The organism is Amycolatopsis sp. NPDC048633 (assembly GCF_040650695.1).
Lineage (GTDB): Bacteria > Actinomycetota > Actinomycetes > Mycobacteriales > Pseudonocardiaceae > Amycolatopsis.
Window position 1 is genome coordinate 22,943 of sequence record NZ_JBEZHS010000031.1, and the last position, 15,697, is coordinate 38,639.

General features: G+C 68.8%; 15 protein-coding genes and 2 tRNA genes. 11 read left to right on the plus strand and 6 right to left on the minus strand.

The window, feature by feature from the left end; all coding sequences use genetic code 11:
- Positions 1–27 precede the first annotated feature (27 nt).
- Entirely contained in the window at positions 28–3,051 is a 3,024-nt protein-coding gene (locus AB0C38_RS37850; protein ID WP_360682592.1) for a UPF0182 family protein, read from the plus strand.
- A 67-nt stretch (positions 3,052–3,118) separates the two neighbouring features.
- A tRNA-Met gene (locus tag AB0C38_RS37855) sits at positions 3,119–3,192 on the plus strand.
- A 128-nt stretch (positions 3,193–3,320) separates the two neighbouring features.
- On the opposite strand, the gene AB0C38_RS37860 is transcribed toward AB0C38_RS37855, so the two are convergent.
- Positions 3,321–4,739 carry an FAD-dependent monooxygenase gene (locus tag AB0C38_RS37860; RefSeq protein ID WP_360682593.1) on the minus strand — a complete coding sequence of 473 codons (1,419 nt, stop codon included), beginning with the start codon at positions 4,737–4,739 and terminating at the stop codon, positions 3,321–3,323.
- Positions 4,740–4,833: 94 nt separating this feature from the next.
- Here AB0C38_RS37860 and AB0C38_RS37865 point away from each other — a divergent pair, with 94 nt between their 5' ends.
- The 8 genes from AB0C38_RS37865 to AB0C38_RS37900 all read left to right on the plus strand — a co-directional run bounded on the left by AB0C38_RS37865 (position 4,834) and on the right by AB0C38_RS37900 (position 10,855).
- Positions 4,834–5,418: a TetR/AcrR family transcriptional regulator C-terminal domain-containing protein gene (locus tag AB0C38_RS37865; RefSeq protein ID WP_360682594.1), complete on the plus strand. Its 585-nt coding sequence runs from the start codon at positions 4,834–4,836 to the stop codon at positions 5,416–5,418.
- A 77-nt stretch (positions 5,419–5,495) separates the two neighbouring features.
- Positions 5,496–5,572 (plus strand) — tRNA-Met (locus AB0C38_RS37870).
- Positions 5,573–5,951: 379 nt separating this feature from the next.
- Positions 5,952–6,452, plus strand: a complete 501-nt coding sequence (locus tag AB0C38_RS37875; RefSeq protein ID WP_360682595.1) for a helix-turn-helix transcriptional regulator — start codon at positions 5,952–5,954, stop codon at positions 6,450–6,452.
- A gap of 63 nt (positions 6,453–6,515) precedes the next feature.
- Positions 6,516–7,619, plus strand: coding sequence for a peptide chain release factor 2 (gene prfB / locus AB0C38_RS37880; protein ID WP_360682596.1), 1,104 nt, complete (start codon positions 6,516–6,518; stop codon positions 7,617–7,619).
- A gap of 181 nt (positions 7,620–7,800) precedes the next feature.
- On the plus strand, positions 7,801–8,490 hold the full coding sequence (gene ftsE / locus AB0C38_RS37885) for a cell division ATP-binding protein FtsE (protein ID WP_360682597.1): 690 nt from the start codon (positions 7,801–7,803) through the stop codon (positions 8,488–8,490).
- Positions 8,491–8,539: 49 nt separating this feature from the next.
- A complete protein-coding gene (ftsX, locus tag AB0C38_RS37890) occupies positions 8,540–9,433 on the plus strand; it encodes a permease-like cell division protein FtsX (protein ID WP_360682598.1) in 894 nt (297 codons plus the stop codon).
- A 46-nt stretch (positions 9,434–9,479) separates the two neighbouring features.
- On the plus strand, positions 9,480–9,962 hold the full coding sequence (gene smpB / locus AB0C38_RS37895) for an SsrA-binding protein SmpB (RefSeq protein ID WP_013223156.1): 483 nt from the start codon (positions 9,480–9,482) through the stop codon (positions 9,960–9,962).
- Complete coding sequence (locus tag AB0C38_RS37900) at positions 9,959–10,855, plus strand: amidohydrolase family protein (protein ID WP_360682599.1); 897 nt, start codon at positions 9,959–9,961, stop codon at positions 10,853–10,855. Before smpB ends, AB0C38_RS37900 begins: the two co-directional genes overlap by 4 nt.
- A gap of 75 nt (positions 10,856–10,930) precedes the next feature.
- Here the strand turns inward: AB0C38_RS37900 and AB0C38_RS37905 are convergent, their stop codons facing one another.
- The gene (locus AB0C38_RS37905) at positions 10,931–12,244 is read right to left on the minus strand and encodes an acyltransferase (protein WP_360682600.1); all 1,314 of its coding nucleotides are present in this window, start codon (positions 12,242–12,244) and stop codon (positions 10,931–10,933) included.
- A gap of 93 nt (positions 12,245–12,337) precedes the next feature.
- Complete coding sequence (locus AB0C38_RS37910) at positions 12,338–12,562, minus strand: hypothetical protein (RefSeq protein WP_360682601.1); 225 nt, start codon at positions 12,560–12,562, stop codon at positions 12,338–12,340.
- Between the two features lie 129 nt (positions 12,563–12,691).
- Between AB0C38_RS37910 and AB0C38_RS37915 the strand changes: the two genes are divergently transcribed.
- On the plus strand, positions 12,692–13,123 hold the full coding sequence (locus tag AB0C38_RS37915) for a heme-binding protein (protein ID WP_360682602.1): 432 nt from the start codon (positions 12,692–12,694) through the stop codon (positions 13,121–13,123).
- Here AB0C38_RS37915 and AB0C38_RS37920 read toward each other — a convergent pair.
- From AB0C38_RS37920 to AB0C38_RS37930, 3 genes are read right to left on the minus strand one after another with little or no spacing between them, the layout of a single operon-like run.
- A complete protein-coding gene (locus AB0C38_RS37920) occupies positions 13,108–13,749 on the minus strand; it encodes a response regulator transcription factor (protein ID WP_360682603.1) in 642 nt (213 codons plus the stop codon). The genes AB0C38_RS37915 and AB0C38_RS37920 overlap by 16 nt on opposite strands.
- Positions 13,750–13,788: 39 nt before the next feature.
- Positions 13,789–14,919, minus strand: a complete 1,131-nt coding sequence (locus tag AB0C38_RS37925; protein WP_360682604.1) for a sensor histidine kinase — start codon at positions 14,917–14,919, stop codon at positions 13,789–13,791.
- Positions 14,916–15,590, minus strand: coding sequence for a sensor domain-containing protein (locus tag AB0C38_RS37930; protein WP_360682605.1), 675 nt, complete (start codon positions 15,588–15,590; stop codon positions 14,916–14,918). Before AB0C38_RS37930 ends, AB0C38_RS37925 begins: the two co-directional genes overlap by 4 nt.
- Positions 15,591–15,697: the final 107 nt, after the last annotated feature.

Genomic DNA, 15,697 nt, shown 5'->3' on the forward strand with positions numbered 1-15,697 from the left:
CGTGCGCCCCTGTTCAAGTGCTGACGAATGACAGGAGCGTGCACCGTGGCGACTCGGCCCCCGGTGAGCTTGCCGAAGCTGTCCCGGCGGAGCCGGATCCTCCTCATCATCGCCGCGGTGATCGTGCTGGCACTCCTGCTCGGAGCCCGCCTGCTCGACACGTACGTCGACTGGTTGTGGTTCGGAGAGGTCGGCGCGCGGTCGGTGTTCACCACGCAGGTGGTCACCCGGGTCATCCTGTTCTTCGCGGTCGGGGTGCTCGTCGGCGGAGCGCTCGCGGTCAGCCTGATGATCGCCTACCGGACCCGCCCGGTGTTCGTGCCGATCTCCGGCGCCGACGACCCGCTGGCCCGCTACCGGTCCGCGATCGTCGCCCGCATCCGCCTCTTCGGCATCGGCATCCCGGTGCTCACCGGCCTCATCGCCGGGCTGTCCGCCCAGGGCGACTGGCAGGTCGTGCAGCTGTTCCTCAACGGCACCTCGTTCGGCCAGACCGATCCGGAGTTCGGCAACGACGTCGGCTTCTACGCCTTCGACCTGCCGTTCTTCAACTGGCTCCTCGGCTGGCTGTTCATCACCGTCGTCATCTCCTTCTTCGGCGCGCTGATCTCGCACTACGTCTTCGGCGGCATCCGGCTGGCCGGCAAGGGCGGCCAGCTCGCCGGCCCGACCCGCGCGCAGCTCGCCATCACCGTCGGCCTCTTCGTGCTGTTGAAGGCGGCCGAGTACTTCCTCGACCGGTACAACCTGCTGCTGTCCGACCGGGGCATGCCGCTGTTCGTCGGCGCGACCTACACCGACCTGAACGCGGTCCTGCCCGCCAAGCTGATCCTGTTGTGCATCTCGGTGATCTGCGCGGTCGCGTTCTTCGCCGGTGCCTTCCTGCGCAACCTGCAGCTGCCGGCGATCGCGCTCGTGCTGCTGATCCTGTCGAGCATCCTGGTCGGCGTCGCGTGGCCCGCCATCCTCGACCAGTTCTCGGTGAAGCCCAACGCCAACGAGAAGGAAGCGGCCTCCATCCAGCGCAACATGGACGCCACCCGCAAGGCGTTCGGGCTCACCGACGTCCAGTACCAGCCGTACACGGGCAGTTCGACGGCGACGCCCGAGCAGCTCAAGGTCGACACCGGGACCATGTCGAACATCCGGCTGCTCGACCCGAACATCCTCTCCGACACCTTCACCCAGCGCGTCGGCCGTGAGAACTTCTACGGCTTCCCGGCCAAGCTGGACATCGACCGCTACATGGTCAACGGCGTGACGCAGGACTACATCGTCGCGGCCAAGGAGATCAAGACCGAGGGTCTCACCGGCAACCAGACCAGCTGGATCAACAAGCACCTCGTCTACACCCACGGCAACGGCTTCGTGGCCGCGCCCGCCAACACGATCGACCGCGCGGTCAAGGACGCCAACTCCGACGGCGGCTACCCGATCGCCACCACCAGCGACACGCAGAACCCGGGCGGCGCCGGTTCGCCCGCGCCCGGCCAGCCGGGCATCGAGGTCAAGGAACCTCGCATCTACTACGGCGAGCTGTCCGCCGCGGACTCCGACTACGCCATCGTCGGCGGCACCTCCGGCAACGCGCCCGGCGAGTACGACACCGCCACCGACCGCTACACCTACAAGGGCACCGGCGGCGTCTCGATCGACAACTGGTTCAACCGCCTCGCCTTCGCGGCCGAGTACGGCGAACGGAACATCCTGTTCTCCGACGCCATCGCGGACAACTCCAAGATCATGTACAACCGCGACCCGCGCGACCGCGTCAGCAAGGTCGCGCCGTGGCTGACCCTCGACGGCGACCCGTACCCCGCGGTCGTCGACGGCAAGATCCAGTGGATCATCGACGGCTACACGACGATCAACAACTTCCCGTACTCGCAGCAGACGCAGCTCGGCGCGGCCACCAACGACTCGCTCAACGGCGTCGCCCGCCAGGCCAACAGCTCCATCAACTACATCCGCAACTCGGTCAAGGCCACCGTCGACGCCTTCAACGGCACGGTGAACCTGTACTCGATCGACGACAAGGAACCGGTCCTCAACGCGTGGGAGAAGGTCTTCCCCGGGCTGGTGAAGCCGAGCTCCGAGATCTCCCCGGACCTGCGGGCCCACTTCCGCTACCCCGAGGACCTCTTCAAGATCCAGCGTGAGCTGCTGTCGCGCTACCACGTCAGCAACCCGCAGGAGTTCTACTCGCAGCAGGCCTTCTGGAGCGTCCCGCAGGACCCGACGGCCGAAGGCGGCTCCAACCCGGCCGCGGCCGGCGCGGCCAACCAGCCCGGCTACTACGTTCTCGCGGACACCCCGGGCCAGAGCAAACCGACGTTCCAGCTGACCAGCTCGCTCACCGGTCTGCAGCGGCAGTACCTCGCGTCCTGGATGACGGTGTCTTCGGATCCGGTGGACTACGGGAAGATCCGCGTCCTCCAGCTACCCAGCGCGGCGACGGGGGCAACGCAGGTCGACGGCCCGGTGCAGGTGCAGAACCGGTTCCAGAGCGATCCACGGGTCGCGCAGGACCGGACGCTCTTCAACAACCCCAACGTCATCCCGATCTACGGCAACCTGATCACGCTGCCGGTCGCCCAGGGCTTCCTCTACGTCGAGCCCGTGTACATCCGGCAGCGCAACCAGAACAGCTATCCACAGCTGGCCCGCGTCCTCGTCTCCTACGGACCCAAGGTCGGGTACGGGGCGACGCTCCAGGAAGCCCTCGACCAGATCTTCGGCGCCGGTACGGGCGAGGCGACGACCACGCCACCCCAGGCGGGCCAGCCCACGACGCCGACGACACCGACCACCCCGACGTCGCCGACGACCACTCCGCCGAACACCAGCGGCGGCAACGCGGCGTTGGACAAGGCCGTGACGGACATCCAGTCCGCGCTGGCCAAGCTCCGGTCCGCCCAGCAGTCGGGCAACTTCACCGACCAGGGTGCGGCTTTGGCGGCGCTGGATGCCGCGGCGAAGGAGTACGAAGCGGCCAAGACGGCGGCGCCCGGGACCAGCACTCCTCCGCCCAGCACGCAGCCGGGAGGGTGACGTCAGTTACCTACGGGGTACCTGCTTTGCACCCCCTGCAACCCAGGGCGTAAGGTAGGTATCACGACGCGGGGTGGAGCAGCTCGGTAGCTCGCTGGGCTCATAACCCAGAGGTCGCAGGTTCAAATCCTGTCCCCGCTACGGATGTAGGAGGGGTGTGCGGACGGAAAGCGTCCGCCGCCCCTCCTTCGCATTTCCCCTGGGGGTCGAACCCCCAGACCCCCGCCAGGGGGCTTCGCCGCCCTGGACCCCCTGCGTGTGCTGCGGTCTTATGTCAGCCAGCCTTCTGTTGATCCGTTTGTTGTTGCTACGTAACCGTCCGGGCGGATCAGGACCTGTGTGAGGTCGGGCCAGGGGAGTTCCGGTACCTCCGCTACGAGTACCTCCGGGTGGGGTGCCGTTGCCGGGGTTTTCGTCAGCAGGACGAACTTTCCACTGTGGAACAAGTCGCTCGCGAATCCTTCCGCCCGCTCGAAGTCCGGGAGACGGGCGCCCGCGGCCGGGTGGGCCTCTTCGGTCCCGTAGCGGATGTCCAAGCCGGACACCATTCCCGACAGCTTGTGCTGGACCTCCGGGAGGCCTGTCAGGTCGCGGAAGAGGGCTCGCAGGGCCAGTTGGTCCGGGGTCAGGGGGATCAGGGCGTTCTGGGCCGCCACGTTCTGCAGGACCCCGTTCGCCACCGTGCGGCGCTCCGCTTCGTACGTGTCCAGGAGACCTGCCGGGGCCCGGCCGCGTAGGTCCGCCGCCAGCTTCCAACCCAGGTTCATCGCGTCCTGGACACCCAGGTTCAAACCCTGGCCGCCGGCGGGGAAGTGGACGTGCGCCGCGTCGCCCGCCAGGAGCACCCGGCCCACCCGGTACTTCGCCACCAGACGGCTGTCGTCCGAGAACCGCGACACCCAGCGGATCTCTTCGATCTCCGCTTCCGGGCCGAAGCGCTCGCGGACCGCCGCGCGGACCTCGTCCTCTGGCACCTCGCCGCGGAGGTCCTCCGGGCGGTGCAGCCGGTCGCCGTAGCTGAGGCGGTACAGGTTCGGCTCGCCCAGCGGGATCAGGCCGACGAACTTGCCCGGGCTGAGCGACGTCACCATGTTCCCCATCGACCGCCACTCCGTCGGCGCGCCCGGCGGTGTCGTCCGGAACAGGACGTCCGCCGAGACGCCGTGGCCGCGGCCGTCGATCCCTTCGAACGGCAGGTTCAGGGCCTTGCGCACCGCGCTGCGGCCGCCGTCGCAGCCCACCAGGTACGCCGCCCGCACCCGGAGGTCGCCCGCCGTGACCGTCACGCCGGTGGCGTCCTGCTCGAAGCCGGTCAGCTCGTGGCCGCGGAGCACCTTCACGCCCTGTTCGGCCAGTCGCTCCTCCAGCGCCGCCTCGACCTGCGCCTGCGGGATGCCCACCTGGTAGGGGTGCCGCGTGTCCCAGCCGGTGTAGCTCACCGGGATCACCGCGAAGTGTCCGTCCGCGACAGTCGCGAACGACCGCTCCTCCGCCCGGCCCAGCAGTCCGCGCAGATCCAGGATCTCCGCCGTGCGCGGCTGCAGGTTCAGGGCCTTCGACAACCCGGTCCGGACCGGCAGGCGCTCCAGCACCACGACGTCCACCCCGGCCAGCGCCAGCTCGTTCGCCAGCATCAGCCCGGTCGGCCCCGCCCCCGCGACGACCACCTCGGCGTTCAGCTCGTTCATCCCCAGCTCCTTAACAACGTTAAATTGACCTGACTCGAGGATGCCCTTAACATCGTTAAATTGTCAAGCCGGTACCGCGAGGAGAACCGAAAACATGACCCTGACCAGGCAGGACATCGCGCGCTCGGGGTTGAAGCTGCTCAACGAGGCCGGCCTCAACGGGCTCACGCTGCGGCTGATCGCCGCCGACCTCGGGGTCAAGGCGCCGGCGCTGTATTGGCACCTGAAGAACAAGCAGGAGCTGCTCGACGAGATGGCGACGCAGATGTACGCCGATTCGGTCGAGGACCGGCGTCCGCCGGATTCGCTGGGGGAGTGGGAGGCCGCCGCGCACTCCGCGCGGGCGCTGCGGCGGATGATGCTGTCCTATCGCGACGGCGGGAAGGTCTTCGCCGGGACCTACCTCGGTGACATGAGCCTGGTCGGCGAGCACCCGCTGCGCCGGAGCATCGAGGCCGGGCTGGACGAGGCGCGGGCGAGCCGCGGGATTTTCACCATCTACTGCTTCGTCGTCGGCTTCGTGATCGAGGAGCAGGCTGTCCGCCCGATGCCGGGCGAGTTCGACGAGCGGTACGCCCAGTCGGCCGGCCAGGCCGTGCTGGGCGACGCCGACGCCCGGTTCGAGGACGGCCTGCAGATGGTCCTCAGTGGAGCACGTCAGTGGCTCGAAGCGGAGTAATGCCTGGTCAGCTGGTTTTGGACCCCCGGTGAAAACCAGGTGACCACCCCGTGTAATCTATTCAAGTACCACAACGGCGCGGGGTGGAGCAGCTCGGTAGCTCGCTGGGCTCATAACCCAGAGGTCGCAGGTTCAAATCCTGTCCCCGCTACCACCAAGAGGCACGTTCTCGGAAATTCGGGAACGTGCCTCTTTTGTCATGTTCGCACGAGTTTCGCTGCCGACTTTTCCGCGAAACTGTCGAATCACTGCGGATCCCGTGATGTGAACCCCGTCGCCCCGCGGTAGCGGTCCGTGTCCGGAGTCCGCCAAGCGGGGAGAACCGTCTGCCGAACTCACCTGCCTGGCGGCGTCGGGGCGGCTCGCGTGCGGCTGGTTGGACCAAAGCGCCGCCCCAAGTGGTTGCACAGCGTGTCCGGGGTCCACAGTGGACCTGGTCGCATTGGGCCGAACGAGGGGATCTCACTAGCCACAATGGACAGATCTGCTGACCACTGTGGACACAGCGGCCGATAAGTGGGAATCTAGGGAACGTGTCCGAATTGAATGCAACAGCCGCCGCCCTGCTCGGTCTGCTCCACGACGGTCCCGCCACCGGCGGGCAGCTCGTCGCGGGAGCGGGTGAGCGATTCGGCGCCTTCTTCAGCGTCACCCGCAGCCAGGTGTACCGGGAGCTCCCGGCGCTGTCCAAAGAAGGTCTCGTCCGGCTCGGCAAGCAGGGCCCGCGCTCCAGCCAGCAGTATCTGATCACCGCCGCCGGCAAGAAGGCCTTCAAGGCCTGGCTGACGTCCGAGGCCGGTCCCGACCACTTGCGCAGTCCGCTCATCCTGCGGCTCGTGCACGCGGCGTCGCTGACCGCGAAGCAGCGCCAGGTGCTGCTCGAGTCGGCCCGGACGAGCTACAGCCTGCAGCTCGACGAGGCGAAGGCGGCCACCAAGGCGGCCGACGGCCCGTACGAAAAGGCGGTCGGCGAGTTCGCCCAGGCTCAGGCCAAGGCCGCGCTGAAGCTGCTCGACGCCATCCCCGCGGCCTGAGGTTCGCGCGCCCACGACCGGTCCTCGCAACCGGTCGTGGGTTTTGCCGTAACCTTGACAAACGTGAGTGATGAGTTCGACGCGGCACTGAGGGACCTGACCGGCAAGCTGACCCAGATCGAGTCGGTGATGGACCTCGACGCGCTGCGCGCCCAGGTCGCCGACCTGGAACAGCAGGCATCGAGCCCCAACCTCTGGGACGACCCGGAGGCGGCACAGAAGGTGACGAGCCAGCTGTCCCACCGGCAGGGTGAGCTGCGGCGGGTCAGCGAGCTGCGCCAGCGGGCCGACGACCTGGCCGTGCTCTACGAGCTCTCCGAGGCCGAGGGCGACTCCGGCAGCATGGCCGAGGCCGAGACCGAGCTCGGCGACCTCGGGAAGGCCATCGACGGCCTCGAGGTCCGCACCCTGCTCTCCGGCGAGTACGACGACCGCAACGCCGTCGTCACGATCCGTTCCGAGGCCGGTGGCGTCGACGCGGCCGACTTCGCCGAGATGCTGCTCCGCATGTACCTGCGCTGGGCGGAGCGCCACGGCTACCCGACCGACGTCTACGACATCTCGTACGCCGAAGAGGCGGGCATCAAGTCGGCGACGTTCAAGGTGACCGCCCCCTACGTCTACGGCAGCCTCTCGGTCGAGCAGGGCACCCACCGGCTCGTCCGGATCTCGCCGTTCGACAACCAGAGCCGCCGCCAGACGTCGTTCGCGCACGTCGAGGTGCTGCCCGAGGTCGAAGAGGTCGACCACGTCGACATCGCGGAGAAGGACATCCGCGTCGACGTCTACCGCTCGTCCGGCCCCGGTGGACAGAGCGTCAACACGACCGACTCGGCGGTGCGCATCACCCACCTGCCGACCGGCATCGTCGTCTCCTGCCAGAACGAGAAGTCGCAGCTGCAGAACAAGGCCGCCGCGCTCAAGGTCCTCCAGGCCCGGCTGATGCTGCGCAAGAAGGAAGAAGAGCGCGCCGAGATGGACGCGCTCAAGGACGGCGGCTCCAGCTGGGGCAACCAGATGCGCTCCTACGTGCTGCACCCGTACCAGATGGTCAAGGACCTGCGGACCGACTTCGAGGTCGGCAACCCGTCGGCGGTGCTCGACGGCGAGATCGACGGCTTCCTCGACGCCGGCATCCGCTGGCGGAAGCAGACGGCCACCGCCTGATCGGCGCAGGGGGTGTCCGCGCGACCGCTCACAGCCGCTTTCCGGGGGTCCGGGTGGAGGAGCCGCCGGCGCGGGGCGTGGGGTACGACCCCACTACGCACAGTGCGCAAACGCCCCTTGCTCCACTCGGGTGGACCGGGCAACCGGGGCTTCACGAGACCGGTGGGTAGTATGCCGAATCGTGATCCGGCTCGAAGAGGTTTCCAAGGTCTACAAGACCTCGACGCGGCCCGCGCTCGAGCGGGTGTCCGTCAACATCGAAAAGGGTGAGTTCGTCTTCCTCATCGGTCCCTCGGGGTCGGGCAAGTCGACCTTCCTCCGGCTGCTGCTGCGCGAAGAGACGCCGAGCAAGGGCCGCGTGATGGTGTCGAACTTCGACGTCGTCAAGCTGGCCCGCCGCCGCGTCCCCCGGCTGCGGCAGACCATCGGCTGTGTGTTCCAGGACTTCCGCCTGCTGGCGAACAAGACCGTCGCCGAGAACGTCGCGTTCGCCCTCGAGGTCATCGGCAAGCCCGCCCCGACCATCAAGAAGGTCGTGCCCGAGGTGCTCGAGCTCGTCGGCCTCGACGGCAAGGCGGACCGGCTGCCCAACGAGCTCTCCGGTGGTGAGCAGCAGCGTGTCGCGATCGCGCGCGCGTTCGTGAACCGGCCGCTGGTGCTGCTCGCCGACGAACCGACCGGGAACCTGGACCCCGACACCAGCCAGGACATCATGCTGCTGCTGGAGCGGATCAACCGCACCGGCACGACCGTCCTGATGGCGACCCACGATCACGGCATCGTGGACTCCATGCGGCGCCGCGTCGTCGAGCTGCAGCTCGGCCGGGTGGTCCGCGACGACGCCCGCGGCGTCTACGGCATCGGTCGCTGACCGCCCCCACCCCGCCCAGCCACCCCGACCCCAAGGACCAGACCCCGACATGCGCGCCAGTTTCGTCTTCAGCGAGGTCATCACCGGCCTGCGCCGCAACATCACGATGACCATCGCGATGATGCTGACCACGGCCGTGTCGCTCGCCATGCTCGGCGGCGGCCTACTGGCCGTGCGAACGATCGACAAGATGAAGTCCAACTTCCTCGCCGACGTCGAGGTTTCGGTCTACCTCACCGACGACATCAGTGCGACGGACAAGAGCTGCACCCAGTCGCTCTGCCAGTCGCTGCGCTCGTCCTTGCAGAGCAACGACGGTGTCGAGTCGGTCGTGTTCGAGAACCGCGACCAGGCCTTCGATCGGTTCAAGAAGATCTTCGAAAGCCAGCCGGAGCTCATCCAGCTGACCGGACCGGAGTCGCTGCCCGCGTCGCTGCACGTGAAGCTGAAGGACCCGGACCGCAGCGAGTCGATCGTGCAGGAGTACAGCTCGAAGCCGGGCGTGCGGAAGGTCGACGACCAGAAGAAGTTCCTCGACCGCGTCTTCAACGCCTTCAACGGTGTCCGCAACATGGCCTTCGGTGCCGCGCTCATCATGGCCATCGCCGCGCTGCTGCTGATCGCGAACACGATCCAGGTGTCCGCCTTCACCCGACGCACCGAGGTCGGCATCATGCGGCTCGTCGGCGCGACGCGCTGGTACACGCAGCTGCCGTTCCTCCTGGAGGCGGTGGTCGCCGGCGTGGTCGGTGCGGTCCTCGGGATCATCATGCTGGTGCTGACCAAGGCGAGCTTCCTCGACTCGGTGTTCACCGGCGACGTGTTCCCGAAGATCACCATGCTGGAACTGCTGTTCCCGGTCGCGCCGATCCTGCTCGGGGTGTCCGTGGTGATCTCCGCCCTCACCGGTTACGTCACGCTGCGGCTGTACGTCCGGCACTAGGTTTAACCGGCTGCTCGCGGCCCCGAGAATCACGTAGAGTGGTCGTATGCCCAAGGAACGTGGCCAGAAGGTGATCGTGTCGAACCGCAAGGCGCGGCACGATTACTCCATCCTCGACACCTACGAGTGCGGTCTCGTGCTCGTCGGTACCGAGGTGAAGAGCCTGCGCGAGGGCAAGGCGTCCCTGGCGGACGCGTTCGCGACCGTCGACGACGGTGAGGTCTGGCTGCGCAACGTGCACATCCCGGAGTACACGCAGGGTACGTGGACCAACCACATGCCCCGCCGCACCCGGAAGCTGCTGCTGCACCGGCGCGAGATCGAGAAGCTCATCGGCAAGACCAAGGAGAGCGGGCTCTCCTTGGTCCCGCTGTCGATGTACTTCAAGGACGGCAAGGTCAAGGTCGAGATCGCGCTGGCCCAGGGCAAGAAGGCCTACGACAAGCGGCAGACGCTCGCCAAGCGCGACGCGGACCGGGACATCAGGAAGGCCATGGGCCGCGCGTTGAAGGGCCGGTTCACGGAGTGACGGCCGGCCCGGCCGACGACGGCGACGTCGCACGCTGGACGGCGTCGCTGGGCCTGCCGGGCCTGGTCGACCTGCACGTCCACTTCCTGCCGAAACCGGTGATGGACAAGGTCTGGGCGTACTTCGACCGGGCCACGGCGCACTACGGCACCGAGTGGCCGGTGCACTACCGCACGTCCGAGCAGGAGCGCCTGGAAACCCTGCGCTCGCTGGGGGTCCGGCGCTTCGCGCCGCTCGTCTACCCGCACAAGCCGGGGATGGCGCAGTGGCTGACGGAGTGGGCGCTCGAGTTCGCTTCGAAAGTTTCGGAAGCGGTGCCGACCGGGACGTTCTACCCCGAGCCCGGCGCCGGGTCCGCTGTGGACGGTGCGCTGCGCGCCGGCGCAAGGGTGTTCAAGGCGCACGTACAGGTGGGCGCGTACGACCCGCGTGACGAGCTGCTCGAGCCGGTGTGGGGCTCGCTGGCCGACGCCGGCGTCCCGGTCGTCGTCCACTGTGGACACGGTCCGTTGCGGGGCGACTTCACCGGGTTGTCGGTCTTCGAAGAGGTCCTGGCGCGGCACCCGAAGCTGACGGCGGTGCTCGCGCACGCGGCGATGCCCGAGTTCGGGACGGCGTTCGACCTGCTGGCGAAGTACCCGCGCGTGCACCTGGACACCACGATGGTCGGGGTGCCGTTCGCCGAGCGGATGTCGCCGCTGCCCCCGGACTGGACCGCGCGGCTGGCGGACGTCGCCGACCGCGTCGTGCTGGGTACCGACTTCCCGAACATCCCGTACTCCTACGCGACGCAGCTGCAGGCGATCGCCGGCTGGGCGGCCGACGATCGCCTGGGGGAGCCGTTCCTGCGGGCCGTCCTGCACGACACCCCGCTGCGGCTGCTCGGCGCCTGAGCTTTCAGCTTTCAGCGACGCAGCTTTTCAACGACGCAGCTTTTCAACGACGCAGCTTTTCAACGACGCAGCTTTTCAACGACGCAGCGCGGCCTGTTCCGAGACGTCCACCGCGCGGCCCAGCAGCCGGGTGCCGAGCTCGGCGACCGGGATCCGCTTGCCCGCCAGGAGGAACCCGGCCGACGCGAGGACCACCCACGGCACCGGGCCGTGCGCGATGCCGTCCGACAGCGGCGCGAACCCGTGGGCGGCCAGGCCGAGCAGGCCACCGGAGATCATCAGCCCGGCGACGACCAGCTGCGGTGTCTTCGCGGTGATCTCGGCGGTGTCGCGTTGCATCTCGAAGTGCGCGAACAGCCGCAGCAGGCCCAGCAGCACCAGCCCGCACACCGCGAACCACGCGGGCGCCATGACGAGCCAGAACACCGTGCCCGGGGCCGGCGTCTCGTAGTCGAGGCCGTAGACGGTCACGCCCGCGACGACGATCAGCGCCGGCATGTGCCACAGGTAGACGCTCATGAACCGGGCGCCGAGCCAGCTGAGCGCGTGCCCGATGCCGGGACGTTCGGCGAGGGCGTTGAGCTGCGGGCGGAAGGCGAGCAGCAGGCCGATCTGGCCGACGGCGAGGAAGGCCAGCAGCACGGTCGGCGGGCTCATGTTCGACACCGGCGCGCCCGGCATGCCGATCATGCTCGCCGGGTACGGGCCGAACGCGACCAGCAGCGCAGTGATCCCGAAACCGGCGGCCGACAAGCCGAGGGCGGCGCGGCGGGTGAGCGTGCCGAGGCGGCCTTCGACGTAGTGGAAGCCGAGCTGGTGGACGGCGACCCAGACGAAGATCGCGTTGGCGTAGCCGATGTACCCGAGGTCGTTGAAGCGCGCGACGTCGACGAGCACGCCGGCGGCCCCCATGACCAGCGGCACCTTCAAGCCCCAGCGCTGGTGCGCGGCGACCATCAGCGGCGTGAGGAGCACGACCAGGACGTAGACCGCGAGGAACCACAGCAGCTGCGCGGCGATCGCGCTGGCGACCTGCAACGGCTGGGGCGGGATGCCGAGGCCGCGGAGGAAGTCCGGCATGACGAGCCAGACGGCCAGCAGCGGCAGGACCGGCAGCATCAGCCGCTTCAGGCGCGCCGCGAGCCACGTCCGCGGGGACTCCGCCCGGCGGAACGAGATCAGGTTGGCCGCGCCGCCGGCGAAGAACACCAGGGGCATGACCTGCGACAACCAGGTGACGACCCACCACCCCGGCGTCGCGAGCGCGTTGCCCGTGGCGAGGTGACCGTCGGAATACGACAGCACCGGCATGACCCAGTGCTGGGCGATCACGGCGAGAATGGCCCCCGCACGGACGACGTCGAGGAAGCGGTCCCGGCTTGTCTGCATGCGCTAAGCCTGGCCGCTTCGACCTGCGGGAACAGCGGTGCTGACCGGCGTCTTCGGGGTCCTGTTCACCCCCGGTGGATACGGGGGTTCTCCCTACCTCAGGCCGTCGGGTTCGGGTTCGTGCTGCGTCGCGGTGACCCGGTACTCCCAGCCGTGCTCGGTGAGGCCGAGCTCGTAGCGGGTTTCGATCTTCGGGCCGCCGTGCAGGTGGATGTGCCGGATGACGGTGCCGGGTACGGGCTCGGCGTCCCCGAGCTCCTGGACGCGGCCGTCGAGCGGGCCGCCGAAGAAGCGGACGCAGCTTGAATCGTCGGACATCTGCGTGCTCCTCTCCGGCAGGTCCGCTCATGGTAGGTGAGCGGTGTGGAGGGTGCCGCCCGCGGAACGGGTGACCCTATGTCCACTTTACGGATCTTTCGGTCACCGTCCGTCGGTAAGCTCGCTTTCATGATCGAGTCTCCCCACCTTCCGGGCCTCACCTTGGCGGATGCCGATGAGCTGGTGGCGGCCGCGCTGGCGGCCGGAGCCGAGCGCGGGTTCCCGCCGCTGGCCGTCGCGGTGCTCGACGTCGCCGGCGAAGTGATCACGCTGCGCCGAGCCGACGGCGGGATGCCCATGACCAGCCGGATCGCCGTGGCCAAGGCCCGCACCGCGCTGCTCACCCTGCGGCCGTCGGGCGGGCTTGAGCTGCCGGGACCGATCGTCGACGGCATCCAGCACCTCTACGGCGGGGACTACGTCCCGTTCGCCGGCGGTGTCCTCGTCACGGACGGCGAGGTGATCCTCGGTGCCGCCGGCGCTTCCGGCGCGCACGCGCGCGAAGACGAGCAGGCGGTGCAGGCCGCCGTGGAGCGGTGGCGGGCTCAGCGGCCCAGGTAGGTCAGCACCGCGCGGACCCGGCGGTGTTCCTCCGCGCTCGCTTCCAGGCCGAGCTTCGAGAAGATGTTGCCGATGTGCTTCTCCACCGCGCCGTGCGAAACGACGAGCGAGTTCGCGATCGCCGTGTTCGACAGGCCCTGGGCCATCAGCCCCAGCACCTCGGACTCGCGGGCGGTCAACGCGTCCAGCGGGTTGCGGCGGCCGCGGGCCATCAGCTGGGCGATCACGTCCGGGTCGATCGCCGTGCCGCCGTTCGCCACGCGGCGGACCGCGTCCAGGAAGTCCGCGACGTCCGCCACCCGCTCCTTCAGCAGGTAGCCGACCCCGCCGGCGCCGCCGGACAGCAGCTCCACCGCGTACGACTCCTCGACGTACTGCGAGAGCACCAGCACCGGCAGCCCCGGGATCTCCTTGCGGGCCGCGAGCGCTGCGCGCAGGCCCTCGTCGGTGAACGTCGGCGGCATCCGGACGTCGACGATCGCCAGGTCAGGACGATGTTCCTGGACCGCGCCGAGCAGGTCGTCCCCGTTGTCTACGGCCGCGACCGTCTCGATGCCCTCGTCGGCGAGCAGGCGGGTGACCCCGGCCCGCAACAGCACGGCGTCTTCCGCGATCACTACCCGCATCCGGCCCCCAAGCTCGTGGATGAACGGGGTCCAGCCTATTCACCACTGGCAGGGGAGGTCAGCCCGGATTACCGTCGGCCCGCCGACCGGGCTGACGACCGTGATCACGCCGTCGATCGTCGCGGCGCGGTCGGCCAGCCCGGCCAGCCCGCCGCCGGGACGCACCTCGGCGCCGCCGTGGCCGTTGTCGGTGATCTCGACGACCACGTGGTCGTCGGTCCGCCACACCTTCACTTCCGCTTCGGACGCTCCGGAGTGCTTCGCGATGTTCGTCAGCGTCTCGCCGACGATGAAGTAGGCCGTCGTCTCCACCGCGGCCGGCGGCCGCGGGTCCACGGTCACCGTCACGTCCACCGGGATCGGCGACTTCGCCGCCTGCGCCGACAGCGCCGCGTCCAGCCCGCGATCACCGAGCACGGCCGGGTAGATGCCGCGCGCCAGGTCACGCAGCTCCGACACGGCGAGCTTCGCGTCCGAGTGCGCCTCGTCGATCAGCTCCCGCACCATCTCCGGGTCCTGGTCGAACTTCGACTTCGCCCGCCCGAGGCTCATCGCCACCGCGACCAGCCGCTGCTGCGCGCCGTCGTGCAGGTCACGCTCGATGCGCCGCCGCTCCGCCTCGGCCGCGTCGACCCCCCGCGCCCGCGATGCCTGCAGGTGCTCGGCCTTCTGCTCCAGCCGCTCCGCGCGGTTCGGCCCCAGCAGCGCGATGCCCAGCTCGCCGTGCAACCAGCCCAGCCACGGCGTCACCCAGATCGCCATCGGCAGCAGCACGATCGACGCGATCGCGATCCCGAGCTCCGCACAAGCCAGTGGGAACGCCGCCATCAGGTACGCCAGGTCACGCCACGTCGTCGGGTCGCTCAGCCGCACCAGCCAGCGCCGCAGCAGCGGCAGGCCCTCCTGCGAGCGCCGCTCCACCGGCGGCAGCGGCACCCGCAGCATGGTTCCCATCCAGGCCCGCTCGCGGTCCGCCGACCAGCGGATGAAACTCGTCGTCGCCAGCAGGATCGGGAACCCGACCCACACCACCGCCGTGCCGACCCCCACCGCGATCCCCGTCACGATCAGCACGAACTGCAGGATCCGGAAGAAGAAGCTCGTGATCATGTACACGATCGTGCGAGCCGGGTTCGGCCGCGGGTGCTCCAGCCGCTGCGCCTCGGTCATCCCGCCACCAGGTTCTTCTCTTCCGCGTCTTCCCACCAGCGCTCCATCCGACGGCGCTGGGCGACGGTCGTCCCCAGCAGCGCGTTCGCCAGCCGGGCGTGCATCCCCGCCAGCGCCTTGGTCAGCGCCACCGACAACGCGATGAACAGCACCCCCAGTGCTGCCCACGGTAGCGCTTCCACCGTCGAATCCACGGCCAGCCACCGCACGTCGTACGACGGGAAGTAGTACGCGCCGTCCGGCAGCCACCGGAAGTAGACCGGCAGCCCGGCCAGCGCCAAGCTCGTCGACCAGAACGTCGTCACCAGCACGAACTCGACAATGCCCAGCGGGAACAGCAGGAAGAAGTAGGTCAGGTCCCGCCAAGTCGACGGGTCCTTCAGCCGCCCCTTCCACCGCAAGCTCTGCTTCCCGGCCGGCAAGGGCAGGTACGGAAGATCGATGTACCGATCCAGCAGCGCATAGACCCGCGCACGCTCCATCCGGGCAGCCCCCCGCACCGCCAGCACCAGAAGCGCGAGCAGCCCCACACCCACCCACACCACCGCGGTCCCCACCCCGGCCGCCGCGAACGACGTCAGCAGCGTGAACGCCAAAACTCCCATCGGCAGGTTCATCAGCAAAAACACCAACGAACCACCGAACGGCGGATCCCGCCTGTCGTCGCCCATGACCGGGCTCCCTTCATCCCACGATGGCTCCCAGCCTCGCGGTTCAAGAGCTAGACCGACATGGTGCGCGCGGGCATCCCCGCGGTAGGGCTGGCCCTACCCACCTG

Bases quoted from the DNA above. Each gene is read 5' to 3' on its own strand.
- AB0C38_RS37910 (WP_360682601.1), bottom strand. From the start codon at position 12,562: ATGTCCGACGATTCAAGCTGCGTCCGCTTCTTCGGCGGCCCGCTCGAC.
- ftsX (WP_360682598.1), top strand. From the start codon at position 8,540: ATGCGCGCCAGTTTCGTCTTCAGCGAGGTCATCACCGGCCTGCGCCGC.
- AB0C38_RS37930 (WP_360682605.1), bottom strand. From the start codon at position 15,590: ATGGGCGACGACAGGCGGGATCCGCCGTTCGGTGGTTCGTTGGTGTTT.
- AB0C38_RS37860 (WP_360682593.1), bottom strand. From the start codon at position 4,739: ATGAACGAGCTGAACGCCGAGGTGGTCGTCGCGGGGGCGGGGCCGACC.
- smpB (WP_013223156.1), top strand. From the start codon at position 9,480: ATGCCCAAGGAACGTGGCCAGAAGGTGATCGTGTCGAACCGCAAGGCG.
- AB0C38_RS37850 (WP_360682592.1), top strand. From the start codon at position 28: ATGACAGGAGCGTGCACCGTGGCGACTCGGCCCCCGGTGAGCTTGCCG.
- AB0C38_RS37925 (WP_360682604.1), bottom strand. From the start codon at position 14,919: ATGACCGAGGCGCAGCGGCTGGAGCACCCGCGGCCGAACCCGGCTCGC.
- AB0C38_RS37920 (WP_360682603.1), bottom strand. From the start codon at position 13,749: ATGCGGGTAGTGATCGCGGAAGACGCCGTGCTGTTGCGGGCCGGGGTC.
- AB0C38_RS37905 (WP_360682600.1), bottom strand. From the start codon at position 12,244: ATGCAGACAAGCCGGGACCGCTTCCTCGACGTCGTCCGTGCGGGGGCC.
- AB0C38_RS37865 (WP_360682594.1), top strand. From the start codon at position 4,834: ATGACCCTGACCAGGCAGGACATCGCGCGCTCGGGGTTGAAGCTGCTC.
- AB0C38_RS37915 (WP_360682602.1), top strand. From the start codon at position 12,692: ATGATCGAGTCTCCCCACCTTCCGGGCCTCACCTTGGCGGATGCCGAT.